Origin of the sequence: Pseudonocardia sp. CA-107938 (genome assembly GCF_050936315.1) — a bacterium.
GTDB lineage: Bacteria > Actinomycetota > Actinomycetes > Mycobacteriales > Pseudonocardiaceae > Pseudonocardia.
Genome location: NZ_JBNJNA010000001.1, coordinates 2,273,424 through 2,296,595, shown reverse-complemented (window position 1 = coordinate 2,296,595; position 23,172 = coordinate 2,273,424). Strand labels below are relative to the sequence as shown.

Here is a 23,172-nt window from a genome sequence, read left to right as displayed (position 1 = left end):
GCTACCTCAGTGGCCGTGCCCGTGCCCGTGGCCGGCCGCGGGGGCGGCCGGGGGCTCGGGCTTGTCGACCACGGCGCTCTCGGTGGTGAGCACCATGCGGGCGATCGACGCGGCGTTCACCACGGCGGAGCGGGTGACCTTGACCGGGTCGATGACGCCGTCGGCGACGAGGTCGCCGTAGGTGAGGGTGGCGGCGTTGAAGCCCTGCCCCCACTCGCCCTCGCTGACCTTGCCGACGACGACCGCGCCCTCGAGGCCGCCGTTGGCGGCGATCCAGAACAGCGGCGCCTTCAGCGCGGTGCGCACGATCGCGACACCGGTGGCTTCGTCGCCGGCGAGGCCGAGGCCGCCGTCCAGGACGGCAGCGGCGTGCACCAGCGCGGAGCCGCCGCCGGGCACGATGCCCTCCTCGACCGCGGCGCGGGTGGCCGAGACGGCGTCCTCGATGCGGTGCTTGCGCTCCTTGAGGGCGGTCTCGGTGGCCGCGCCGACCTTGATGACGGCGACGCCGCCGGACAGCTTGGCCAGCCGCTCCTGCAGCTTCTCGCGGTCCCAGTCGGAGTCGGACTGCTCGATCTCCGTCTTGAGCTGCGCGATCCGGGCCTCGACGGCGTCGGCGGAGCCGGCGCCCTCGACGATCGTCGTGTTGTCCTTGGTGACGACGACGCGACGCGCGGAGCCCAGCAGGTCCAGGCCCGCCTCGGACAGCTTCAGGCCGACCTCGGGGTTGATGACCGTGGCGCCGGTGGCGACGGCGAGGTCGTCCATGAACGCCTTGCGGCGGTCCCCGAAGAACGGCGACTTGACCGCGGCGACCTTGACGGTCTTGCGGATCGAGTTCACCACGAGCGTCGACAGCGCCTCGCCGTCGACGTCCTCGGCGATGATCAGCAGCGGCTTGCCCTCGCCGAGCACCTTCTCCAGCAGCGGCAGGAGGTCGGCGATCGCCGAGATCTTGTCGCGGTGCAGCAGGACGTACGGGTTCTCGAACACCGCCTCCATCGACTCCGGGTCGGAGACGAAGTACGGCGACAGGTAGCCCTTGTCGAACTGCAGACCCTCGGTGATCTCCAGCTCGGTGGCGAGGGTGGAGCCCTCCTCCACCGTGATCACGCCGTCCTTGCCGACGGTCTTGAGCGCCTCGGAGATCAGCGAACCGATCTCGGCCTCGCGGGAGGCGATGGTGCCGACCTGGGCGACGTGGTCCTTGTCGTCGACCGGGATGGCGCGCTTCTTCAGTTCCTCGGTGACCGCCTCGGCGGCCTTCGCGATGCCGATGCCCAGCGCGGCCGGGTTCGCGCCGGCCGCCACGTTGCGCAGGCCGGCGGCGACCATGGCCTGGGCGAGCACGGTGGCGGTGGTGGTGCCGTCGCCCGCGACGTCGTTGGTCTTGGTGGCGACGGACTTCGCGAGCTGCGCGCCGAGGTTCTCGTACGGGTCCTCGAGGTCGATCTCGCGGGCGATGGTGACGCCGTCGTTGGTGACGGTCGGCCCACCGAACTTCTTGTCCAGCACGACGTGGCGCCCGCGCGGACCGAGGGTGACCTTGACCGCGTCGGCCAGCTGGTTCACCCCGCGCTCCAGTGCACGGCGGGCGGTCTCGTCGAAGCTGATCTGCTTCGGCATGTCCTGCCTTATCCCTTCGCTTACGAGCGAGACGGGGCCGCCGTCCCCGGAGTGGGGACGACGGCCCCGTCAGGTGCCTCGAGTCAGTTGACGACCGCGAGCACGTCGCGGGCGGAGAGGATCAGGTACTCCTCGCCGTTGTACTTGACCTCGGTGCCGCCGTACTTCGAGTAGATGACGACGTCGCCCACGGCCACGTCGAGCGGGACGCGGTTGCCGTTGTCGTCGATCCGACCCGGTCCGACCGCGAGGACCTTGCCCTCCTGGGGCTTCTCCTTCGCCGTGTCGGGGATGACGATCCCGGACGCCGTGGTGGTCTCGGCCTCGCTGGCCTGGACGACGATCTTGTCCTCGAGCGGCTTGATGTTCGCCACTTGATGACCTCCCCTTCCTGGGGTGTGCCTCGCGAAATTGCGTGTGTATGTGGGTGTTGCGGCCGCGGTCGCTCCGTCGTCGCGGGTGCCGGAGCGGCCATGACGGCCGTGCACTTGGCACTCTACCCATGAGAGTGCCAACGGCTCAACGCCCGCCCCCCGTGTGTGGCGCCCGGCGTAACGTCTCCGCGCGTGACGATCATCGACGAGGTGGGCGGATCAGGATTGTGCCTGGGCGGCAACGTCTTCGGGTGGACCGCGGACCGGGCGGAGTCCTTCGCCGTGCTCGACGCGTTCGTCGAGGCGGGCGGCACGATGATCGACACCGCGGACACGTACCTGTGGCGCAAGCCCGGCAACTCCGGCGGCGAGTCCGAGACCATCATCGGCGAGTGGCTGGCCGCGCGCGGGAACCGCGACCAGGTCGTCATCGCGACGAAGGTCGGGTCATGGCCCGCGCAGCCCGGTCTGTCGGGGACCAACATCGCCACGGCCGCCGAGGGTTCGCTGCGCCGGCTGCGCACCGACCGGATCGACCTCTACTACGCCCACAAGGACGATCCCGACACCGCGCAGGAGGAGACCCTCGACGCGTTCGACGCGCTGGTGCGGGCCGGGAAGGTCCGCGAGATCGGGGCGTCCAACTTCACGCCGGAGCGGCTGCGGTCGGCGCTGGAGATCGCCGAGCGCGACGGCCTCACGGCGTACACGGCGATCCAGCCGCACTACAACCTGATGGAGCGCGACGCGTTCGAGGCCGGGCTGGAGCCGCTGGTCACGGCGCACGGGCTGGCCTGCTTCCCGTACTACGGGCTGGCCAAGGGGTTCCTGACGGGCAAGTACCGCGGGCCGGCGGTGGACAGCGTCCGGGCCGCCGGCGCGCAGGCCTACCTGGACGATCGGCGCGGGCCGGCGGTGCTCGCCGTTCTGGACGAGATCGCAGCCGGTCACGGCGTGCCGGTGGCAGCGGTGGCGTTGGCCTGGCTGTCCGCGCAGTCGGGGGTCACGGCACCGATCGCGAGCGCCCGCACCGTCCCGCAGCTGAAGGAGCTCCTGGCGATGCGGACGCTCGCGCTCACGTCCGACGAGCTGCGGCTGCTGGCGCACGTGTCGTCGTGACGGTCACAGCAGCACCCGCGACGCCAGCACCTGACGCACGTCGACCGTGCCCCGCAGCTTGGGGGATGCCGGCTTGCCGCCCCGGTTCACCAGCACGACGCCGACGAGGGTGACGGCGAGCCCGACGACCGTCTCGACGCCGATCGGCTGGCCGAGCACCGGCACGGCGAGCAGCGCCGTCACCGGGGGCACGAGGTAGAGCAGGCCGCTGACCCCGGCGCCGGTGCCGCGGCGCAGCAGGACGAACAGCAGCAGTGCGGCGCCCACGGAGTTGCCGACCACGAGCCAGGCCAGCGCACCGGCACCGGCGGTGCTGGGCGGCAGCGGCAGCCCGCCGTCGACGAGCAGCGCGGCCGGCACGACCACGGCGGCACCGGCGAGCAGCTGCACGACGGTGCCCGTGCGCAGGTCCATCGTGGCGCCGCGCTTCTTCTGGTAGAGCGTGCCGGCGGCGAACCCGACGAGTGCGACGAGCAGCAACACGAACCCGACAGTCGAGCCGCCGTCGTCCAGGTGGCCGGCGCCGGCGATCAGGGTGCCGAGCACCGCGAGCGTCGAACCGGCGATCCCGACGCGGCCGAGCCGTTCGCCCAGCACCGGCCCGGACGCGACCGCCACCAGCACGGGGGACAGGCACAGCACCATCGCGGCGAGCGCTGCCGGCACGCCCAGCCCTATCGCGGCGTAGCCGGCGCCGAACTGCACGCCCTGCATCAGCACACCGGTGACGACCAGGTCGGCCCATGCGCGGCGGCTGCGCGGCCACGGCGCCCGCGTCACGACGGCGACGAGCCCGAGCAGCGCAGCGGCGAGCAGGAACCGCCACGCCGTCAGCGCGAACGCCGGCGTGTCGCGGGTGCCGATGCCGCCCGCGAGGTAGCCGCCGCTCCACAGCAGCACGAACAGCGGGCCCATGATCCGGTTCATCCGTCCCCCTCGTAACGAGTTGAGGTGTTACATCTTCGCCGGGCGACGCGTAACGCGTCAAGGTGTTACATTGACGGCATGCGACGCCCACTCGCCGATCCCGGCTTCCGGTACGACACCGGCGCACCGTGGCTCGACCTGCTGGCCACCGTCGGCGGCGCGTACGGGCCCGAGCCCGTCGAGCGCATGCGGGGGCTCCCCGAGCTCGTCGAATGGCTGGACCACCAGCAGCTCACGCCGCAGACCCCGCCCGTCGACGCCGACGTGGATGCCGCGCGCGAACTGCGCGAGCTGCTGCGCCCGATCGTCGTCGCGACCGTCGCCGGCGAGCCGGTGCCCGACGTCGCCCCGCTCCAGCCGTGGCTCGACGCCAGCGCCGCCCCGCGGGCCGTCGTCCGCGACGGGCGCATCGCGCTCGCCCCACCCCCCACCGCCCGGGCCGCCCTCGGCACGCTCGCCCGGCAAGCCGTCGAGTTCCTGGCCGAGCCTGGGCACATCCGGCTGGGCGCCTGCGCCGACGACGACTGCCACATGGCCTTCCTCGACCCGGCCGGCAAGCGCCGCTGGTGCGCGTCGAACGTGTGCGGGGTGCGGGCGCGGGTGCGCAAGCACCGCGCCAAGATCTAGGGATGCGCCCGCCGGTCGAGCTCGTCCACCAACTGGTCGGCAGCATCGAGCCGCTGGACGATCTCGAAGCCGAGCACCGCGCCGACACCCTGCGCTGGCTGGAGAGCACCGACGACGTGTTCCGCCGGGTGAAGCCGGCGACCCCGGCCCGCCACCTGGTCAGCTACGTCGCCGTGGTGGACCGGGTCGACCGCAGCAGCCTGCTCGTCGACCACGTCAACGCCGGCCTCTGGCTGCCGCCGGGAGGTCACGTCGAGCCTGACGAGCACCCGGCCGTCACCGCCGAGCGGGAGGCGCGCGAGGAACTGGGCATCGACCCGGTGTTCGCCGACGAACGGCCGGCGTTCGTCACCGTCACCCGGACGGTCGGGATCGACTCCGGCCACACCGACGTCAGCCTGTGGTTCGTGCTCCCCGGCACCCGCGGCATGCCCGTCACGATCGACCGGACAGAGTTCACCGAGGCCCGCTGGTGGCCGCACGCCGAGGTCCGCGCCGCCGACCCGGCCCGCTTCGACCCGCACTACCAGCGCTTCCTGGCGAAGCTGACGGCGTAGCCTGCGGACGCTAGACGAGGACCTCGGTCACCGGCATCGCGGAGTCCGCGGGCAGGTCCAGCGGGCTGGGCTTCGCGCCGGCCGCCACGAGGTGCACGCCCAGCGCCGCGACCATCGCGCCGTTGTCCGTGCACAGCCCCGGCCGCGGCACGCGCAGCACGATCCCGGCGGCGTCGCACCGCTCCTGCGCCATGGCGCGCAGCCGCGAGTTGGCCGCCACCCCGCCGCCGAGCAGCAGCGTCTCCATGCCGCGCTCGCGGGCGGCGCGCACCGCCTTCGCCGTCAGCACGTCGGTGACGGCCTCCTGGAAGCTCGCCGCCACGTCCGCGACGGGCACCGGGGTGCCGGCCCGTTCCAGTGCCTCGACGTGCCGCGCGACGGCGGTCTTGAGGCCGGAGAAGGAGAAGTCGAACGGGGCGTCGCGGGGGCCGGTGAGCCCGCGCGGGAACGCGATGGCGTTGGGGTCGCCGTCGCGGGCGACGCGGTCGATGTGCGGCCCGCCGGGGAACGGCAGCCCGAGCAGCCTCGCGACCTTGTCGAACGCCTCGCCGGCCGCGTCGTCGATCGTGGCGCCGAGCGGGGTGACGGGCCCGGCGAGGTCGGGCACGTCGAGCAGGCTGGAGTGCCCGCCGGACACCAGCAGCGCGAGCGCCGGCGGCAACGGGCCGTGCTGCAGCGTGTCGACGGCGACGTGCGCGGCGAGGTGGTTCACCCCGTACAGCGGCACGTCCCACGCCGTGGCGTACGCCTTGGCCGCCGCGACCCCGACGAGCAGCGCCCCGGTGAGCCCCGGACCTGCGGTGACGGCGACGGCGTCGACGTCGCGCCCGCGGATCCCGGCGGTGGCGAGCGCCCGGTGCACGGCCGGAACCATGGCCTGCAGGTGCGCGCGCGAGGCCACCTCGGGCACCACGCCGCCGAAGCGGGCGTGCTCGTCGACCGACGACGCCACCTCGTTGGCCAGCAGCTCCGGGCCGCCGCCGTCCTGCCGGACGATCCCGATGCCGGTCTCGTCGCAGGAGGTCTCGAACCCCATGACGATCATCTGACGGCCTCTCTGCGCATCGTGTGGGCGTCGGCCCCGTTGCGGTAGTAGCGGCGGCGCGTGCCGACGACGGCGAAGCCCTCGCTCTCGTAGAGCTTGATCGCCGGCTCGTTCTCGGTGTGCACCTCGAGGTAGACGACGGCCGCGGCGTCGTCGGCGACGGCGAGCAGCGCCCGCAGCAGCCGGCGGCCCACGCCGCGTCCCTGGTGGTCGGGGTCGACGCCGAGGTTGTGGATCTCGGCCTCGGCCTCGGGCGGCCCGGCCACGAACCCGATCCCGGCGTAGCCGATGAGCGCGTCGCCGTCGCGGGCGGCGTAGTAGGTGCGCCCGGCCCGCAGCTCGGACACGAAGGCGGGCGCGGTCCACGGCCGGTCGTAGGGGAACAGCACCTTCTCCAGCTCGGCGCACCGGTCGGCGTCGGCGGCGGTGAGCGCGTCGATGGTGACCGTCATCCGGTGGTGACCCGCTTGCGGCCGGCCGGCTCGACGGCGTCGGGGCGGCGCAGGTAGAGCGGCTCCAGCGGCGCCGGGGCGCCGGAGCGCAGGGCCGCAGCGGCGGCGGTGACCAGTCCGGCTGGGCTCGGCGCGTCCGGCCCGACGACCGGACCGTCGAGCACGCCGGCCATCCCACCTGCGACGACGTACCCGCCGGCCCGCTCGGCCAGCGCCGCGGGCGCCTCGACGTGCGGGCCGTCGACGCGCCGGCCGTCGGCGTCGTAGGCGGCCCAGTAGACCTCGCGCCGACGGGCGTCGGTGACCACGAGCAGGGGCTCGCCGCGCGGCGAGTCGGCCGCGATCGCGTCCAGCGAGCAGACCCCGTGCACGGGGATCTCCAGCGCGTCGCCGAGGGCGGCCGCGGTGACCATGCCGACCCGCAGCCCCGTGAACGGGCCCGGCCCGGCCCCCACGACGACGGCTTCGACGTCGCGCAGCACCACGGCGGCGTCCGCACAGGCCTGCAGCACCAGCGGCATCAGCAGCTCGGCGTGCTTGCGGGCGTCGACGGCGACCCGGGCCGCGCGCTGCTCCACACCGTCGTCGGTGAGAGCGACGAGACCCGCGGTGACGGCGGGGGTGGCGGTGTCGATGGCCAGGACGAGCACGGAGCGAGGGTAGGCCGTCACCAGGTCGCGATGATGCCCGGGAGGTCGGAGAGCCGGTCCAGCACGGCATCCGGCGTCACGTCGACGGCCACCACCTGGTGCGCCGGGACGTCGCTGTGCGGCACCAGCACCGCGCGCATCCCGGCGGCCTGCGCGCCGTGCACGTCGTCGAAGAGGCGGTCGCCCACGTAGACGCACGTGCTCGGATCGGTGACGCCGACGGCCTCCATCGCCACCAGGAACGCCGTGCGGTGCGGCTTCGTGTACGGCAGGTCGCTCGACCACACGCAGGCGTCGAGCCGTTCCAGCAGCCCGTCACGCGCCAGCCATTCCTCGTGCCAGTCCCGCGGCCAGTGCGTGGACGAGAGCAGCCCGAGCCGCAGTCCCTGACCACGCAGCTCGTCGAGCACCGGCGCCGCCTCCGGGCGCACGTGGCTGACCTGCACCCAGAACTCCTTGTACGCGTCCAGCGCGGCCGGGTCGCCGGTGATGGCGGCGTCGGCGAGCACCTGGGCCGTGGTGAACGCGCGGTGGTCGTCGAGCACCGTCGCCCAGCGCTTCTGCTCCGCGCCCAGCAGCGCTGCCGCGACCTCGTCGGCGTGCGCCGGATCGTCGTGCACCGCCCGCGCGAACGCCAGCCAGCTCTCCCGCGGCTCGACGCTGTTCCACGGGGTGAGCGTGCCGCCCCAGTCGAAGATGACCGCTTCGACGGTCACCGCGAGGCCATGCGACTCACGGTGGCCACGCGCACGTCGTCGGGCCGCCGCTCCAGCCGCACGAGCAGGTGCTGCTGCGCGAGCCGCTCGGCCACGCCCTCACCCCACTCGACGGCGACGACGGCGGCGTCGAGGTCGGTGTCGAGGTCCAGGTCGTCCAGCTCGGCCGCGCCGCCGAGCCGGTAGGCGTCGACGTGCACGAGCGGCACCCCGGCCCCGTCCGGGCCGGGCCGGTGCTCGCGGGCGATCACGAACGTCGGCGACGTGACCGCGCCGGTGACGCCGAGCCCGCGGGCCAGCCCGCGCACGAACACGGTCTTGCCGGCCCCGAGCGGGCCGGCCAGCACGATCAGGTCGCCGGCGCCCAGCCCGGCAGCGAGCTGCTCGCCGAGCGCCTCGGTGTCGGCGGGATCGGGCAGCTCGATCGGGGTGTCGAGGGGGACGGTGTGCGTCTGTGTCATGCCTGTCTCCGCAGCCTGCGCAGGAACCCCTGCTTGGTCGTGGGCTCGCCGCCCGTGCGCCGCATGCTCCGCCGCACCAGCTCCACCAGCGCGTCGTCCATCGCCTCGTGCTGCTCCAGCATCGGCATGTGCCCGACGCCGGGGAACCGCACGAGCGTGGCGTCGGCCAGCTCCCCCGCGATCCGCTCGGCGTGGCTGAACGGGATCACCCGGTCGGCGTCGCCGGCCGCGACGAGCACCTCGCAGCCGGCGAGGGCGGGCAGCGCGGCGATGCGGTCGTGCGAGTTGACGGTGTCGACGAAGTCGGTGAGCGCGTCGACGGCGTTCGCGCTGATCATGGTGTCGACCAGGTCGACCATCCACGGCTCGACGTTGTGGTCGCCGTAGGCGAAGTTGCGGGTGATCGCCCAGATGATGTCGCCCAGCAGGCGTCGGCCCGTCTCGACGAGCGTCGGCTGCGCCTTCGCCAGCAACCCGACGCCGCGCGTGAACGGGTTGCGCCGCGACAGCAGCGCCCGTGGCAGGCCCTGGGCGCCGACCTCGCCCGCCGACGTCGACACCAGCCCGACCCCGATGATCCGCTCCTCGAACAGCTCGGGGTGCTGCTCGGCGAGCGCCATCACGGTCATGCCGCCCATGGAGTGCCCGACCAGCACGATCGGGCCCTCCGGCACCAGCGTGCGGATCACGCACTCCAGGTCGCGGCCCAGCTGCTCGATCGTGCAGCTCTCCCGCGGGCCGCGCTCGGAGCGGCCGTGGCTGCGCACGTCGTACAGGACCTGGTGGACCCGCGGTTCGGTGAGCTCGGCGAACGTCCGGCGCTGGAAGTGCCAGGTGCGGCGATCGAGCGCGAAGCCGTGCACCAGCACCAGCGTGACGTCGGCGGTGCCGCCGTCGAGCGGGGCGATCTCCTCGCAGTCCAGGCGCAACCCGTCGTCGGAGATCACGGAGACGGACTCGCCGGGTGGCTGCTCCCCCGGCGCGGCCCCCTCGGACAGCTGGGTGGCGAGCCGGCGGCGGTCGACGGCGATCCGGTGGCGCTTGCGCGCCGCCGCTCCGACGGCCAGGCCGGCCACCGCGGCACCCGCTGCCCCCACGGCGCCCCAGATCGTCTGCTGGCGGTTCACCACGGCTCCTCCCGCACGACGCGCGTGACCCGCGGGCCGCGCACGCCGGTGACCACCTCGTAGTGGATCGTGCCCAGCTCGTCGGCCCAGTCCTGCGCGGTCGGTTCGCCGTCGGCCCCGGAGCCGAAGAGCACCGCGAGATCACCCTCGGCGACGGGCGCGTCGCCGCAGTCGACGACCACCTGGTCCATGCTGATCCGCCCGACCGCCGGCCGCAGTTCGCCGCCGAGCAGCACCCGCATGCGGCCGTCGCGGTTGAGCCGGCGCGGCACCCCGTCGGCGTACCCGACCGGGAGGAGCGCCAGCGTCGTCTCGACGGGCGCGACCCACTCGTGCCCGTACGCCACGCCCTCGCCGGCCGGCACGCGCTTGACCAGCGCGACCCTGGCCTGCAGCCGCATGGCGGGCCGCAGCGGGCTCTGCGCGACGGGCCGGTCGTACGGGTCGAGGCCGTACACGGCGATGCCGGGGCGGACCAGGTCGAGCGCCAGCTCGGGGCGGCGCATGAGGGTGGCCCCTGAGTTGGCGAGGTGCCGGATCGGGTGCAGGCCGCGGTCGCGCGCCGCCTGCCACGCGGTGGTGAGCCGCTCGGCCTGCAGGTCCAGCGTCGGGTGACCTGGGGTGTCGCCGTGGGAGAGGTGCGAGAACACCGCCACCACCTCGGCCGTGCCCTCGGCGACGGCCTTCGCGGCTGCGTCGACCAGGTCGGCCCACTGCGCGGGCTGCGCGCCACCGCGCGAGAGGCCGGTGTCGATCTTGAGGTGCAGCCGCGCGGTGCGCCCGGCGGCGCGCGCACCGGCCAGCACGGCGTCGAGGTGCGCCACCGAGCCGACGGACAGGTCGATCCCGGCCGCCACGGCCTCGGTGAAGTCGTCGGTGGGCACGTGCAGCCACGACAGCACCGGCGCGTCGATGCCGCCGGCCCGCAGCGCGAGCGCCTCCTCCAGCGTGCACACGCCCAACCAGGTGGCCCCCGCGGCCAGCGCGGCCGACCCGACGGCGACCGCCCCGTGCCCGTACCCGTCCGCCTTGACCACGGCCATCAGCGCGGAATCCGGCGCAGCCGCCCGCAGCACGCCGACGTTGTGCCGGACCGCGGCCAGGTCGACCACGGCCTCGGCGCGCGGGGGCGGGGCGTCGGGCACGAACTGCATCATCGCATCGGGGACCGACGCTCTCCCGGTGGAGGGCGGCGGGAGTGACCGAACTCGCGAGGTCACCGCTCAGCGCAGTGCCCTACTTCGCAGGAATGACCTCGACGTCGTAAGCGGAGAACGAACGGTCGGCCGTCACGATCGGCAGGCTCTCGACCTGGCCTTGAGCAATCAGGAGACGATCGAACGGGTCGCCGTGGTGCGCCGGTAGCTCAGCGACGCGCAGGACGTGGTCGAGCTCGATCGTCATCAACTCGGCCCCGAATTCCCGCAGGACCGTGGGCACCCAGACCTCGGGGGGCCGGGGGATCGGTAGGCGCCCGATCTGCCACTTGATCGAGATCTCCCATGCCGCCACGACGGAGACCACCAGACGGGTCGCATCGGATTCGAGGCGATCGATCAGCGATCGCGACAGCCGCTCCGGTTCCAACGCGAGCCTGAGAATGACGTTCGTGTCGAGGAGCAGTCGCATCACATGTACTCCGCGAACTCCTCGGGCGTCTCGTCGAAGTCGTCCGGGATGGTGAACTGACCTCTGGCGAACCCGAAGTTGGGTTTGCGCTTGCGTTGAACCGGAACCCACTTGATCAATGGCTCGCCAGATCGGGTGATCACCACTTCCTCACCCGCAAGGACCTTGTCCACCAGCTTCGAGAAGTGCGTCTTGGCCTCGTGCACCCCGTACTCGGACACCTGACTACCATATCAGACTTAGTCCACGACTTAGTCGACTCGCCGCAGCACCTCCGGGATCGCCGCCTGGATCGCCGACGCCGGCGCGGGCGCCCCGTCCGCTGCGAGCCCGGCCGCCCGCGCATGCACCCAGACCGCGCACCCCGCTGCCCACCACGGCTCCAACCCGGCCGCGAGCAGCGCGCCGACGATGCCCGACAGCACGTCGCCGGAGCCGGCGGTGGCCGCCCACGACGTCGGCGACGGGTGCACGAGCGCCCGCCCGTCCGGGTCGGCGACGACCGTGGCGTTGCCCTTCAGCAGCACCGTCACGCCCAGTTCCGCGGCGGCACGGCGGGCGGCGGCGACCCGGTCCGGGCCCACCTCCCCGGCGATCCGCGCGAACTCCCCCGCGTGCGGCGTGATCACGATCGGCCGGCCCTTCACGCCAGCACGCAGGTCGGCGTGCCGGGCCAGCAGGGTCACGGCGTCGGCGTCGATGCAGGCGGGTACCTGCGCGTCCAGCACGGCGGCGAGCAGGTCGCGGCCGGCGTCGTCCGTGCCGATGCCGGGCCCGACCGTCCACGCCTGGACTCGGCCGGCGTCCGCGAACGAGTCCGTCGCGATGACCTCCGGCCACCGGGCCCGGACGCCGTCGGCGGCGCTGCCGGCGAACCGCACCATCCCGCTGGTCGCGAGCACGGCTGCCCCGGTGGCCAGCACGGCCGCGCCCGGGTAGGTGGCGGAGCCGGCCGCGACCCCGGTGACGCCCTGGCTGTACTTGTCGTCGGCCGGTCCGGGCACCGGCCAGCGGGCGGCCACGTCCGCGGCCGTCAGGACGTGCGCGTGCGGGGCGGGCAGGTGCGGCCCCAGCCCGATGTCGACGAGCTCGACGGGACCGCAGCGCTCCGCGGCCAGCGCGTGGACGGGCTTGCGGACTCCGAACGTGACGGTCGCGGTCGCGGACACCGCCGGCCCCACCACGTCTCCCGTGTCGGGGTCGACGCCGCTGGGCAGGTCGCACGCGAGCACCGGCACACCCGCCGCGGCGGCCGCCGCGACCAGCGCAGGCGCCGGGTCACGCAGCGCGCCCTTGCCGGAGATGCCGACGATCCCGTCGATGACCAGGTCGGCGGCCTGCACGGCCCGGGCCGCGGCGGCGTCCTGCGCGTCGACGACCCGTCCACCGGCCCGGCGCAGCGCCGCGAGCCCCGCAGGATGCGCGCGGTCGGGGCGCAGCAGCACCGCAGTCACCCCGACGCCGCGGCGGCGCAGCTCAGCACCCGCCCACAGTGCGTCGCCGCCGTTGTCGCCGGCGCCGACCAGCAGCGCGACGCGCCGTCCGGTGACGGGGCCGGGCAGCATCCGCCGCGCCGCCACGGCGAGCCCGAACGCGGCCCGCCGCATCAGGGAACCCTCCGGCACCAGCGCCATCAGCTCGGCCTCCGCGGCCCGCACCTGCTCGGCCGTCCACACCCCGTCCATGCGGCCCGACGCTACCGCCGCGGTCACCCGAGCGACGTCACACACCGCGCGGCCACCGCACACAGGTCGGGCGGTGTGTGCGGTGGCCACGAGCTGTGTGACGTCGCTGAACCTGGCGACTGCGCGGGCGTCCGCACGCCCGGACCACTAGGTTCTCCTCCGTGACTCGAACCGCGGTCCCGGCGCGCCCCACCAAGGGCAACTCCGCCAAGCAGGCCCTCGAGGAGCTGTCCCGGCCCGGCCCGCACACCGCGCTGCGCGGCGACCTGGGCATGGTCGGCATCCCCGGCATCGTGTTCGCGCCCGAGGAGGGCCTCGGCCTGCCCGCGGTGGCGTTCGGGCACGACTGGCTGCAGCCCGCCGAGCGCTACGCCGACCTCCTGCGCCACCTCGCCACCTGGGGCTTCGTCACCGCCACCCCGTCGAACCACCGCGGGCTGCTGCCCAGCGCACAGGGGTTCGCGGCGGATCTGCGCACCGCCCTCGACGTGTGCGTCGGCGTCCGGCTCGGCGACGGGCGGGTCAGCGTCGACTCCCGCCGCACCGCGCTCGCCGGCCACGGGATCGGCGGTGGCGCCGCCATGCTGGCCGCAGCGAAGCGACCACGCCTGTCCGCCGTCGTGACGATCGCCGCCGTGCAGTCACACCCGGACGTCGTCGAGTCGGCCCGATCGCTCACGGTGCCCGTGCTGCACCTGGCCGCCGGCCGCGACACCATCGCACCCGCCCCCGGCCACGCCGACCAGATCGCGGCCGCTGCCGGGGGCCCCGTCCGGTTGCGCACGCTGCCCAAGGCCCAGCACACCGGCTTCCTCGACGGCCGCCACTGGAGCGACCTCCTGCTCGCCGGCCACCCGGAGTCGAAGACCCGCAAGCTCACCCGTGCACTGGTCACCGCGTTCCTGCTCAAGCACCTGTGCGAGGAGGACCGCGTCGACGTGCTCGTCGACGGCAAGGTGCCCGGCACCGTGCTCGAGGACCTCGGCGAGGACTGAGCCCTCTCAGCTCCCGGACGTGTCCGGGAGCTGCATCCCCGGCCGCTCGGGCGCCCGCACCGCGTCGACGTCGCCGAGGGTGATCCCGCCGCGAGCCGGGTCACGGGTGGCCGCACCGAGCGACGCCAGCCGCCCGAGCAGCGCCGCCAGGTCGCCCATCGGCCCCATGCCGGATGCCAACCGCTCCAGCCGGCTCCCGAGGTCGGCCGCGTCCTCCGCGCTGCGCAGCACCGACCGCTGCAACAAGGTCAACCGGTCGGCCCGCAGCGCGCCCTCGGCGTCGGACCAGTCCCGCGCGACCTCGCCGGCCAGCCGGCCGATCCCGTCGCCCACCTCGGTGAGCGCGGCACCCAGCCGGGTGCACCACTCGGCGGCGGGCTCGGTCACGGAGCGAGCGCCCGCCGCATCCGGGCACGCAGCTCGACGTCCACGCCGTCGACGGCCGCCGCCGCGTCCAGCACCGCCGAAGCCTCGGCGAGCTCCGCAACCGCGTGCCCGACGGCGGTGACCAGCCGGTCGAGATCGGCGGCCTCCGCCGGCGGCAGCTCGTGCTCCTCCCAGCCGCGCACCGCGGCGGCCGCCGCCTCCGCCAGCCCGGACGCCGTGCGCGCGTGGGCGCGCAGCAGCTCAGGATCGCGCTGCACGTCCGCCATCCGCCCATCGTGGCGCATCGGCGACGCGCTGTGGGCCGGTTCGGCCAACTAGGAGACGGCGCCCACCACGGCGGCCAGCCGCTGCGCGACGTCGTCGGCCGCGTCCTGCGTGGGCGCCTCCACCATCACGCGGACCAGCTGCTCCGTGCCCGACGGGCGCAGCAGCACCCGCCCGGTCCGCCCCAGCTCGGCCTCCGCGGCCGCGACCGCCTCCGTGACGGCAGGCGACGCGGCCACCGCGGCCTTGTCACCCACCCGCACGTTGATCAGCACCTGCGGCAGCGGCGTGACCATCCCGGCCAGCTCCGCGAGCGACGACTTCGTGGCCGCCATCCGCGCCATCAGCTGCAGGCCGACGAGCAGGCCGTCACCGGTCGTCGCCAGCTTGGGCAGCAGTACGTGGCCGGACTGCTCGCCGCCGAGCGTGAACCCGCCCGCACGCAGCTCCTCCAGCACGTACCGGTCACCGACAGCGGTGGTGCGCACCGTGATGCCCGCGTCCTGCATCGCCAGGTGCAGCCCGAGGTTGCTCATCACCGTGGTGACGAGCGTGTCGTCGACCAGTTCGCCCGCCTCCCGCATGCCCACCGCGAGGACGGCCATGATGCGGTCGCCGTCGACGACGGCGCCGGTCTCGTCGACGGCGAGGCAGCGGTCGGCGTCACCGTCGTGCGCGAGGCCCAGCGCGGCACCGTGCTCCACGACGGCCGCACGCAGCGGGTCGAGGTGCGTGGAGCCGACCCCGTCGTTGATGTTGAGGCCGTCGGGTTCCGCGTGGACCGCTACGGCCTCCGCGCCGGCCCGCCGGTACGCCTCCGGCGCGGCGAACGAGGCCGCACCGTGCGCGCAGTCGACGACGACCTTCAGCCCGGCGAGCGGCTCGGGCGTGGCCGCCACGAGGTGCTCGACGTAGCGCTCGACCGCGTCGGCGTCGTCCCGCACGCGCCCGATGGCCGCGCCCGTCGGTCGGGACGGAGCGGTGCCCATCCCGGCCTCGATCGCGTCCTCGACGGCGTCGGGGAGCTTGTGCCCGCCCGCAGCGAACAGCTTGATGCCGTTGTCCGGCATCGGGTTGTGCGATGCGGAGATCATCACGCCGAGGTCGGCGCCCAGCGCACCCACCAGGAACGCGACGGCCGGCGTGGGCAGCACCCCGAGCCGGACCGCGTCAGCACCGGCGGAGGTGAGGCCGGCGACGACCGCGGCCTCCAGCATCTCCCCGCTGGCCCGGGGATCCCGGCCGACGACCGCGACCGGGCGGTGCGAGCGGTCGCTCTCGGCGAGCACGCGGGCAGCGGACGCGGACAGCGCAACGGCGAGCTCCGGAGTGAGGAGCTCGCCGTTGGCCAAGCCGCGAACGCCATCCGTGCCGAAAAGACGTGACACGAGGCGTTGACCTCAGCGCTTGCTGTACTGAGGCGCCTTGCGGGCCTTCTTCAGGCCGTACTTCTTGCGCTCGATCACACGCGGGTCGCGGGTGAGGAAGCCGGCGCGCTTGAGCGGCGGGCGGTCCTCGGAGTCGGCCTCGACGAGCGCGCGGGCGATCGCCAGGCGCAGCGCGCCGGCCTGGCCGGACGTGCCGCCGCCCTTGAGGTTGGCGAACACGTCGAAGCGCTCGGTCTTCTCGACCGTGACCAGCGGCTCGCGGATCAGCTGCTGGTGCAGCTTGTTCGGGAAGTACTCCTCGAGCGACTTGCCGTTGAGCGTGAACGAGCCGGTGCCGGGCAGCAGCCGCACGCGCACGACCGCCTCCTTGCGCCGACCGACGGTCTGGATCGGACGGTCGGAGTAGACGGCCGACGACTCCACCGGAGCGATGTCGACGGCGACCTCGTCGTCGACCTCCGGGGCCTCCTCGGTGGCCTCGACGGTCTCCTCGACGGCCTCGGGCTCGTCGAAGGTGCCCTCGGCAGGGGTCTCGGGGGTGCTCACGGCGTTCAGGTCCTCTTCGGGTGTTTCGGGGGAACTCACTGCGCCACCTGCGTGATCTCCCACGCGGTGGGCTGCTGGGCGGCGTGCGGGTGCTCCGGGCCTGCGTAGACCTTGAGCTTCTTCGCCTGCGCGCGGCCGAGGCGGTTCTTCGGGAGCATCCCCTTGATCGCCTTCTCGACGAGCCGGTCGGGGTGCTTCTCGATCATCTCGCCGACCGTGCGCTTCTTCAGACCGCCCGGGTAACCGCTGTGGCGGTAGACGAACTTGTCGTCGCGCTTGTTGCCCGACACCGCGATCTTCTCGGCGTTGACGATGACGACGAAGTCGCCGGTGTCGAGGTGAGGCGCGAACGTCGGCTTGTGCTTGCCCCGCAGCAGGGTGGCAGCCTGGACGGCCAGCCGGCCGAGCACGACGTCGCTGGCATCGATGACGTGCCACGCGCGCGTGATCTCGCTGGGCTTGGGGCTGTACGTGGACACGGACCAACACCTCTGTGCTTCTCGACTGCTCGGCAGTGCTGTTTCATTTGCGGGCGCAGGTGCGGGTCCGGAGGCACGGCGGAACACCGCCGCGAGCGCCCACGCGCCGCACATCGAAGTACGAGGGTACCTGGCGGTTCGGCGGCGTGCGAAAGCACCCCTGTGCTCAGGTGGTCAAGCTCTGAAGGCCTGCCCCACCCGCATCTCGACGGCACGGTAGCGCTCCAGCGCGACCAGCGGCAGCTTCGCCATCTGCGCCATCACGGCCTGCTGGTCGGTCTGCGCGGCGTTCCAGATCCGCTGCTTCTCGTTGTAGGCGTCGGCGGCGGTGCCGGTCCAGGTGGCGACGAGCGGGGCGAGGAACTTCTGCAGGTCGGCGAGCTGGGTGTTGATGGCCTCCGCCGTCTTCTGGATGTCGGCGGATGCCGCGGTCAACCCGGCGTAGTTCACCTTGATGTTGGTCATGCCAGCCCCTTCAGCGCCGCGGAGATCCCCGAGGACGCCTGGTCCGCGGAGCGCAGCACGTCGCGGTGCTGCTCCTGCTCGGTGGTGTCGTAGGCCACGCCGGACGCGCGCAGCTGGTCGGCGATGCCGCCGAGTGCGCCGGCGAGCAGCTTCGAGTCGGACTCGCAGCGGGTCATGGCCGCGACGAACGCCGCACCGGCGTCGCCCTGCCACAGCTCCGGCAGCGCCTGCAGCCGGGTGCGCAGCGCTGCGAGCTGCGCGTCGATGTCGGACCGCACGGTGGCCACGTGCTGGGCCGCTTGCGCCATGACGTCGGTCTGGGTGCCCAGACCGGCTCCTCCCTGCGTCACGCGTACCTCCTGGATGTGTGCGTGTGGGTGCCGCGACCATCGCAGGCGGGAACGGGTCGGCGGGGCCGTTCCGGAGAAGTGTGTGCAGGTGTGAACGCTTGTCCCGTTCGGCCACGGGATCGGCCGCGGTCAGGTACGGTGCAGCGTCCCGACGACCGCGGCGCACGCGGTCGCGACACTTGTCGCGCCGGCTGCGGTGTGCTGGCAGCCCACCGAGAGCTGGGTGTCGTGCTCGAACAGCACGTACCAGTCGACGACGAGCCCGTCGGGACGGTGCTGCCGGTACGCGGTCACCGCGCGGCCCGCGTACGTCGCCGCCGGGTCGTAGCCCTCCAGCTGTGCGCCGCCGGCAAGACCGGCGTCGTGGACGGCACGCAGCTCGCGGGCGGCTCGCTCCGGTTCGGCCACCGGGTCGTAGCCGAGCGGCGAGGCCTCGATGGCGACGAGGTCGCTGCCCTCCGGCGCCCCGACCGGCGTGAGCAGGGTGCGCCGCCGCTCCGGCCGCCCGCCGGTGTGCGCCCAGCCGTCCGGCAGCGCCGCTCGGTACCCGTACTGGACGACGCCCGGCGCGGGGTCCACCGCGGCCGGGGCGGGCACCAGCCGACCGGCGGCGAGCAGCGCCGCAGCCGTGGGCACCGCGGCTAGGGCGACGGCGAACCGCCTGCGGGGGGCGGGCGGGCGCGCCGGTGGCAACCAGGTGCGCGGCGGTTCCGGCAGCGGCTCCGATGTTGTCGGCGCACGCAGCGCACCGAGCACGGCCGCCGCCTCGGGTCGGGCCGGCACCCGGGCCGCGCGCACGCCGGCCGCGTCCACCAGCTCGGCCAGCGCGGGCGTGCGCGCCAGCCCGCCGACGAGCAGCACCGGACCGGTCACGCCCGCCCCGTCCAGCGCGGCCCGCAGCGCCGCCACGGGTGCGCGGAAGGCGTCGGCGAGCAGCGGCGCGATCGCGGCAGCCGTCAGCGAGCCGACCGCTGGCAGCAGCGAGAGCCGCTCCCGGACGGCCGCGGGAACGGCCACCGCCGCACCACCGCCCGGCACGCGCTGCGACCCGTGGCCCAGCACGGTGATCTCGATCCCGGAGTGCCCGGCGTCGAGGACGGCGACGGCGTCCGTCCCCGCGGCGGCCGCGACGGGCGCGGGGACCGCCCGCACCACGGCGGCCAGCGGCGCCGCGGCCGCGACCTCGGCCGCCACCTCCGCGGCCGGCGCGGTGGCCGCGTGCACCAGCACCAGCTCGGCCGGACGAGGTCCCGCCCAGGTGGCGACCGCGTCGGCGAGCCCGGCGAACCCCTCCCGCGGCACCTCCGCCACCAGCTGCGCGGCGGACCGCGGGCCGGCCACCGCGATCCGCACGTTCGCGGAGCCCACCTGCACCGCGATCCGCACGCCGGGCACGTCAGTCACCGGCCGGCGGCACCCAGGCGAGCTGGATGCGCCGCGCCCCGCGCCTGCGGTCGACGAGCGTGCCGCGGCCGGGCGGCTCCGGCGCCGGCCGCACGCCCTCCACCAGAGCACCCTCCTCGCGGCTGCCGTTCATCACCAGCCCGGGCGCGCCCAGCTCGCGCAGCCGGCCGAGCACCGGGTCGTAGAGCGCCCGCCCGGCCCCGCCGGTGCGCCGGGTGAGCACCACGTGCAGCCCGACGTCCTTGGCCACCGGCAGGAACTCCACCAGCGGCAGCAGCGGGTGCGTGGCCATCCCCGTGGGCGCGACGAGGTCGTAGTCGTCGACGAGCACGTACACGTCCGGGCCCGTCCACCAGGAGCGTTCGCGCAGCTCACGAGCGCTCACGTCGGGGCCGGGCAGGCGGCCGCGCAGCGACTCGGCGATCTCCTCGGCGGCGGCCGCGGTCGCCGTGGACGTGCTGGTGTAGCCGATGAGGTGGCTGTCCGGCACCTCGCCGAACAGGCTGCGCCGGTGGTCGACGACCACGATCCGCGCCTGTTCCGGCGGGTGCGCGTCGACGATGCCGCGGGCCAGCACGCGCAGCAGGGTGGTCTTGCCGCTCTCCGCGTCGGCGAACGCGACGAGGTGCGGCTCGGCGCGCAGGTCGAGCTGCACCAGCGCCAGCGCCTCCTCGTCCACGCCGATCGGTAGGCCGGCCGCGGCACCCTCCGGCGCGGGCAGGTCGGCGAGCTCGACGAGGTCGGGCAGCAGCCGCACGGGCGGCACCCGCAACGATCCGGCGTCCGCGGTGATGCGGGCGACCAGGTCGGCCGTGTCGCCGGCCGCCAGGTGCGGGGCCCCGACGACCATGGCGGCCCCGTCGGCGGCGAGCCCGTGCCCGCCGCGGACGGGCACCCCCGCCGCCTTGCGCCGGTCGATCTCGCTCTCCGACGGCTCGCCGAGCCGCAGCTCCAGCCGCCCGCCCACGAGGTCCTTCACGGCGGGCCGCAGCTCGGTCCAGCGGTTGGCGGTGAGCACCACGTGCACGCCGTAGGACAGCCCCTGGGTGACGAGCGGCAGCAGCCGCATCTCGACGTCCTCGAAGTCGGCCCGCAGGCTCTGGTAGCCGTCGATCACCAGCAGCAGGTCCGTGGCCGGTTCGTCGGGGAAGGCACCGGCGGCGCGGCGGGCCCGGAACTCCTCCACGGACGTGAGCCCGGCGTCGCGGAACAACCGCTCCCGACGGGCGACGGTGGCGCCGACCTCGGCGACGATGCGCCGCACCAGGTCGGCGTCCTGCCGGCCGGCGAGCGTGCCGACGTGCGGCAGCCCGGCGATCGCGGTCAGCACCGCTCCCCCGAAGTTGATCACGTGGGCGCCGAGTTCGTCCGGCCGGTGGGTGGCCGCGAGCGCCAGCAGCAGCGTCGCGACGGCGCTCGACTTGCCCGCGCGCGGACCGCCGACGACGGCGACGTGCCCCGCTGCCCCGGCCAGGTCGACGAGCAGCGGGTCGCGGCGCTGCTGGTAGGGCCGGTCGATGAGCCCGATCGCGGCGCGCAGCGGCACCGGCGCCGGCGCGCCGAGCTCGTCCAGCGGCGGTGGCTCGTCCAGCGGGGGCAACCACACGCGGTGGGCGGCCGGCCCGTCCCCGGCGAGCGCCGCCACGACCGTGTCGAACACCGTCGGCACGCTCGACTCGTCGGCGTCGGTCTGCGGGGTCGGGGCCGGGTCGTCGGGCGGCAGCGGCACCGGCGCCGTCCCGAACGGGTAGGCGCGCGGGGCCCTGGCCGGCGCGCCGGCGGGTGCAGCCGCCGGCGCCGCGCTCGGCCCGGACACGTACGCCGAGCGGAAGCGGACCAGCTCGTCGGTGCCGGTGGAGAGGAACGCCGAGCCGGGTGCGGACGGCAGCTGGTGCGCGTCGGGCACCCCGAGCACGGCCCGCGACTCGGACGCGGAGAACGTGCGCAGCGCGATCCGGTACGACAGGTGCGACTCCAGCCCGCGCAGCCGGCCCTCGTCCAGGCGCTGCGAGGCGAGCAGCAGGTGCAGGCCCAGCGAGCGGCCCAGCCGGCCGATCATCACCATCAGGTCGATCAGCTCCGGCCGCTGCGACAGCAGCTCGGAGAACTCGTCGACGACGACGAACAGCGCCGGCAACGGCGGCAGGTCGACCCCGGCGCGACGGGCTGCGGCGTAGTCGGTGACGCTCGCCAGGTTGCCGGCCGCGCGCAGCAGCTCCTGCCGGCGGGTGATCTCCCCGGCCAGGGCGTCGGCCATGCGGTCGACCAGCGTCAGCTCGTCGGCGAGGTTGGTGATCACGGCCGCCGTGTGCGGGAGCCCGGCCATGCCGAGGAACGTGGCGCCGCCCTTGAAGTCGACGAGCACCAGGTTCAGCTCGGTGGGCGGATGGGTGGCGACGAGCCCGAGCACGAGCGTGCGCAGGAGCTCGCTCTTGCCGGAGCCCGTGGCGCCGATGCACAGCCCGTGCGGGCCGCTGCCACCCAGCGCCGACTCCTTCAGGTCCAGCGCCACCGGGCCGCCGTGCTCGTCCAGGCCGAGGGGGACGCGCAGCCGCTCGGTGGGCACCCGCGCCCAGCGAGACCGCAGCCGGGCGATCCCGGCTGCGGAGACGTCGTGGTGGTCCAGCCCCAGCAGCGCGGGCAGGCCGGTCGCGCTCGCCCGCGGCCCGTCCTCGGTGGCCGGGCCGCCGAGGCGGAAGCGGGCCAGCCGCCGCGCCATCGCCGACGCCTCGGCCACGGACACCGCGTCCGGGCGCCCGATCAGCGTCGAGCCGGCCTCCGCGCCCGCCCGGTGCAGCCCGTCGGCGCCCACCCGCAGCCGCACGACCGTCGGTCCCGGCCGGCGGCCCGGCGGGGCACCCACCCGCAGCACCGTCACGCCGGCGACGCCCGCCCACGGACCGGGACCTTCCGCCACCCCGTCGACGACGACGAGCAGGTGCGGATCGGCCGCACCCGGCCCCGGCGGCCGTCCGGTCAGCTCGGCCATCCACCAGCGACGCACGTCGTCGGCGTGCCCGGTGAGCATCCGCACGGGACCGACGGCGTCGCGGCGGCGGCGGTGCTCCAGGTGCGGCAGCCACTTCACCCACTCCCACGCCGGCGTCGTGCCCGGGGACGCGACGACGGCCAGCGCGGCCTCGTCCGGCCCGTGCCACAGCGCGTACTGGGTGACGATCGCGCGGGCCAGCGCCCGCGCCGGGCCCAGGTCGCCGTCGGGCTGCGCGGGCTCCAGCCACACCGTGGAGCTGGCCCGCAGCGACAGCGCCACCGGCAGATCCGGTACGACGGAGTGGGCGAGCAGGAACCGCCGCAGCGCCGACGCCGTGACCGGCTCGATCCCCTCGACTGGCCCGGTCTGTGGCGCGATCAGCCGGGTGGCCAGCCGCTGCGCGCCCCGCCCCATCCGGATGTGCCCGAAGTCGTCGTCGGCCGGGCGGCGCTCCCACAACCGGCCGGCTGCCAGCACCGCCGGCCACGCCGCCGGATCGGGGTGCACCGCCTCCGCCGCCTCGCGCTGCCGATCCGCGATCTCCCGCACCCGGCCGCGGACGGTGTCGAGGTAGCGCAGGTAGTCGCGGCGGTCCTCGTCGATGTCGGCGGTGCGCGAGCCGCCGCCGCGGCCCGTGCCGGCCGCCAGCATGCCCACGGTGGACAGCGCGAACATTCCGCCGAACATCCAGTTGATCGGGTTGTCCGGCGCCATCGCGATGAACGCGACGGCCCCGACCATCATCATCAGCGGCATCAGCCGCGCGAGCATCCCGGCCGGGACCACCCGCTCCGGCTCCGGCGGCGCCTGGAGCACCAGCTCCCCGCCCGGCGGCCGCGGCTGCTTCCGCACCGGCCTGCGCAGCTCCACCGTCGCCACCTGCGCCGCCCCCCGTCGTTCCCGCGAG

The 23,172-nt window shown here is 74.7% G+C and carries 26 protein-coding genes; 4 read left to right on the top strand and 22 right to left on the bottom strand.

Going from position 1 to position 23,172, the window contains the following annotated elements; genetic code table 11:
• Positions 1–6: 6 nt before the first annotated feature.
• Together groL and groES are read right to left on the bottom strand one after the other, a co-directional pair.
• Positions 7–1,626 (bottom strand): chaperonin GroEL, encoded by a 1,620-nt coding sequence (gene groL / locus ACQEVB_RS11580; RefSeq protein WP_432968799.1) that lies wholly within the window; start codon positions 1,624–1,626, stop codon positions 7–9.
• Between the two features lie 83 nt (positions 1,627–1,709).
• Positions 1,710–2,000, bottom strand: a complete 291-nt coding sequence (gene groES / locus ACQEVB_RS11575; RefSeq protein WP_013677399.1) for a co-chaperone GroES — start codon at positions 1,998–2,000, stop codon at positions 1,710–1,712.
• A 201-nt stretch (positions 2,001–2,201) separates the two neighbouring features.
• Between groES and ACQEVB_RS11570 the strand changes: the two genes are divergently transcribed.
• Positions 2,202–3,119 (top strand): aldo/keto reductase, encoded by a 918-nt coding sequence (locus ACQEVB_RS11570; protein ID WP_432980299.1) that lies wholly within the window; start codon positions 2,202–2,204, stop codon positions 3,117–3,119.
• 3 nt (positions 3,120–3,122) lie between these two features.
• Here the strand turns inward: ACQEVB_RS11570 and ACQEVB_RS11565 are convergent, their stop codons facing one another.
• Entirely contained in the window at positions 3,123–4,046 is a 924-nt protein-coding gene (locus ACQEVB_RS11565) for a DMT family transporter (RefSeq protein ID WP_432968796.1), read from the bottom strand.
• Positions 4,047–4,124: 78 nt separating this feature from the next.
• On the opposite strand from ACQEVB_RS11565, the gene ACQEVB_RS11560 reads away from it, so the two are divergent.
• Both ACQEVB_RS11560 and ACQEVB_RS11555 read left to right on the top strand, forming a co-directional pair.
• Positions 4,125–4,673, top strand: a complete 549-nt coding sequence (locus ACQEVB_RS11560; RefSeq protein WP_432968793.1) for a CGNR zinc finger domain-containing protein — start codon at positions 4,125–4,127, stop codon at positions 4,671–4,673.
• A gap of 2 nt (positions 4,674–4,675) precedes the next feature.
• A complete protein-coding gene (locus ACQEVB_RS11555) occupies positions 4,676–5,230 on the top strand; it encodes an NUDIX domain-containing protein (protein ID WP_432968790.1) in 555 nt (184 codons plus the stop codon).
• Positions 5,231–5,240: 10 nt separating this feature from the next.
• Here ACQEVB_RS11555 and tsaD read toward each other — a convergent pair whose 3' ends face one another.
• From tsaD to ACQEVB_RS11505, 10 genes are all read right to left on the bottom strand, one after another.
• Positions 5,241–6,275: a tRNA (adenosine(37)-N6)-threonylcarbamoyltransferase complex transferase subunit TsaD gene (tsaD, locus tag ACQEVB_RS11550; RefSeq protein WP_432968787.1), complete on the bottom strand. Its 1,035-nt coding sequence runs from the start codon at positions 6,273–6,275 to the stop codon at positions 5,241–5,243.
• Positions 6,272–6,727 carry a ribosomal protein S18-alanine N-acetyltransferase gene (rimI, locus tag ACQEVB_RS11545; protein WP_432968784.1) on the bottom strand — a complete coding sequence of 152 codons (456 nt, stop codon included), beginning with the start codon at positions 6,725–6,727 and terminating at the stop codon, positions 6,272–6,274. Before rimI ends, tsaD begins: the two co-directional genes overlap by 4 nt.
• The gene (tsaB, locus tag ACQEVB_RS11540; protein WP_432968781.1) at positions 6,724–7,377 is read right to left on the bottom strand and encodes a tRNA (adenosine(37)-N6)-threonylcarbamoyltransferase complex dimerization subunit type 1 TsaB; all 654 of its coding nucleotides are present in this window, start codon (positions 7,375–7,377) and stop codon (positions 6,724–6,726) included. Before tsaB ends, rimI begins: the two co-directional genes overlap by 4 nt.
• A gap of 17 nt (positions 7,378–7,394) precedes the next feature.
• Positions 7,395–8,093 (bottom strand): HAD family hydrolase, encoded by a 699-nt coding sequence (locus ACQEVB_RS11535; protein ID WP_432968778.1) that lies wholly within the window; start codon positions 8,091–8,093, stop codon positions 7,395–7,397.
• Positions 8,090–8,554: a tRNA (adenosine(37)-N6)-threonylcarbamoyltransferase complex ATPase subunit type 1 TsaE gene (gene tsaE / locus ACQEVB_RS11530; protein WP_432968775.1), complete on the bottom strand. Its 465-nt coding sequence runs from the start codon at positions 8,552–8,554 to the stop codon at positions 8,090–8,092. Before tsaE ends, ACQEVB_RS11535 begins: the two co-directional genes overlap by 4 nt.
• On the bottom strand, positions 8,551–9,681 hold the full coding sequence (locus ACQEVB_RS11525; RefSeq protein WP_432968772.1) for an alpha/beta fold hydrolase: 1,131 nt from the start codon (positions 9,679–9,681) through the stop codon (positions 8,551–8,553). Before ACQEVB_RS11525 ends, tsaE begins: the two co-directional genes overlap by 4 nt.
• Positions 9,678–10,835, bottom strand: coding sequence for an alanine racemase (gene alr, locus ACQEVB_RS11520; RefSeq protein ID WP_432968769.1), 1,158 nt, complete (start codon positions 10,833–10,835; stop codon positions 9,678–9,680). Before alr ends, ACQEVB_RS11525 begins: the two co-directional genes overlap by 4 nt.
• A gap of 82 nt (positions 10,836–10,917) precedes the next feature.
• Complete coding sequence (locus tag ACQEVB_RS11515) at positions 10,918–11,310, bottom strand: type II toxin-antitoxin system VapC family toxin (RefSeq protein ID WP_432968766.1); 393 nt, start codon at positions 11,308–11,310, stop codon at positions 10,918–10,920.
• Positions 11,310–11,531, bottom strand: coding sequence for a type II toxin-antitoxin system Phd/YefM family antitoxin (locus ACQEVB_RS11510; protein ID WP_432968763.1), 222 nt, complete (start codon positions 11,529–11,531; stop codon positions 11,310–11,312). Before ACQEVB_RS11510 ends, ACQEVB_RS11515 begins: the two co-directional genes overlap by 1 nt.
• A 30-nt stretch (positions 11,532–11,561) precedes the next feature.
• Positions 11,562–12,995 (bottom strand): NAD(P)H-hydrate dehydratase, encoded by a 1,434-nt coding sequence (locus ACQEVB_RS11505; protein ID WP_432968760.1) that lies wholly within the window; start codon positions 12,993–12,995, stop codon positions 11,562–11,564.
• Between the two features lie 161 nt (positions 12,996–13,156).
• On the opposite strand from ACQEVB_RS11505, the gene ACQEVB_RS11500 reads away from it, so the two are divergent.
• Complete coding sequence (locus ACQEVB_RS11500; protein ID WP_432968757.1) at positions 13,157–13,990, top strand: dienelactone hydrolase family protein; 834 nt, start codon at positions 13,157–13,159, stop codon at positions 13,988–13,990.
• A gap of 6 nt (positions 13,991–13,996) precedes the next feature.
• Here the strand turns inward: ACQEVB_RS11500 and ACQEVB_RS11495 are convergent, their stop codons facing one another.
• The 9 genes from ACQEVB_RS11495 to eccCa form a co-directional block, all read right to left on the bottom strand.
• A complete protein-coding gene (locus ACQEVB_RS11495; protein WP_432968754.1) occupies positions 13,997–14,377 on the bottom strand; it encodes a hypothetical protein in 381 nt (126 codons plus the stop codon).
• Positions 14,374–14,643 (bottom strand): hypothetical protein, encoded by a 270-nt coding sequence (locus ACQEVB_RS11490; protein WP_432968752.1) that lies wholly within the window; start codon positions 14,641–14,643, stop codon positions 14,374–14,376. The genes ACQEVB_RS11495 and ACQEVB_RS11490 overlap by 4 nt, the downstream gene beginning before the upstream one ends.
• 48 nt (positions 14,644–14,691) lie before the next feature.
• On the bottom strand, positions 14,692–16,029 hold the full coding sequence (gene glmM, locus ACQEVB_RS11485; protein ID WP_432968749.1) for a phosphoglucosamine mutase: 1,338 nt from the start codon (positions 16,027–16,029) through the stop codon (positions 14,692–14,694).
• A 12-nt stretch (positions 16,030–16,041) separates the two neighbouring features.
• Positions 16,042–16,575, bottom strand: a complete 534-nt coding sequence (gene rpsI, locus ACQEVB_RS11480; protein WP_432968746.1) for a 30S ribosomal protein S9 — start codon at positions 16,573–16,575, stop codon at positions 16,042–16,044.
• A gap of 35 nt (positions 16,576–16,610) precedes the next feature.
• Positions 16,611–17,054 carry a 50S ribosomal protein L13 gene (gene rplM, locus ACQEVB_RS11475; protein ID WP_432968743.1) on the bottom strand — a complete coding sequence of 148 codons (444 nt, stop codon included), beginning with the start codon at positions 17,052–17,054 and terminating at the stop codon, positions 16,611–16,613.
• Between the two features lie 174 nt (positions 17,055–17,228).
• Positions 17,229–17,519: a WXG100 family type VII secretion target gene (locus tag ACQEVB_RS11470; protein ID WP_432968740.1), complete on the bottom strand. Its 291-nt coding sequence runs from the start codon at positions 17,517–17,519 to the stop codon at positions 17,229–17,231.
• Positions 17,516–17,869: a WXG100 family type VII secretion target gene (locus ACQEVB_RS11465; RefSeq protein WP_432968737.1), complete on the bottom strand. Its 354-nt coding sequence runs from the start codon at positions 17,867–17,869 to the stop codon at positions 17,516–17,518. The genes ACQEVB_RS11470 and ACQEVB_RS11465 overlap by 4 nt, the downstream gene beginning before the upstream one ends.
• A gap of 129 nt (positions 17,870–17,998) precedes the next feature.
• Entirely contained in the window at positions 17,999–19,273 is a 1,275-nt protein-coding gene (locus ACQEVB_RS11460) for a type VII secretion-associated protein (RefSeq protein WP_432968734.1), read from the bottom strand.
• Positions 19,266–23,135 (bottom strand): type VII secretion protein EccCa, encoded by a 3,870-nt coding sequence (gene eccCa, locus ACQEVB_RS11455; RefSeq protein WP_432968731.1) that lies wholly within the window; start codon positions 23,133–23,135, stop codon positions 19,266–19,268. Before eccCa ends, ACQEVB_RS11460 begins: the two co-directional genes overlap by 8 nt.
• Positions 23,136–23,172 lie beyond the last annotated feature (37 nt).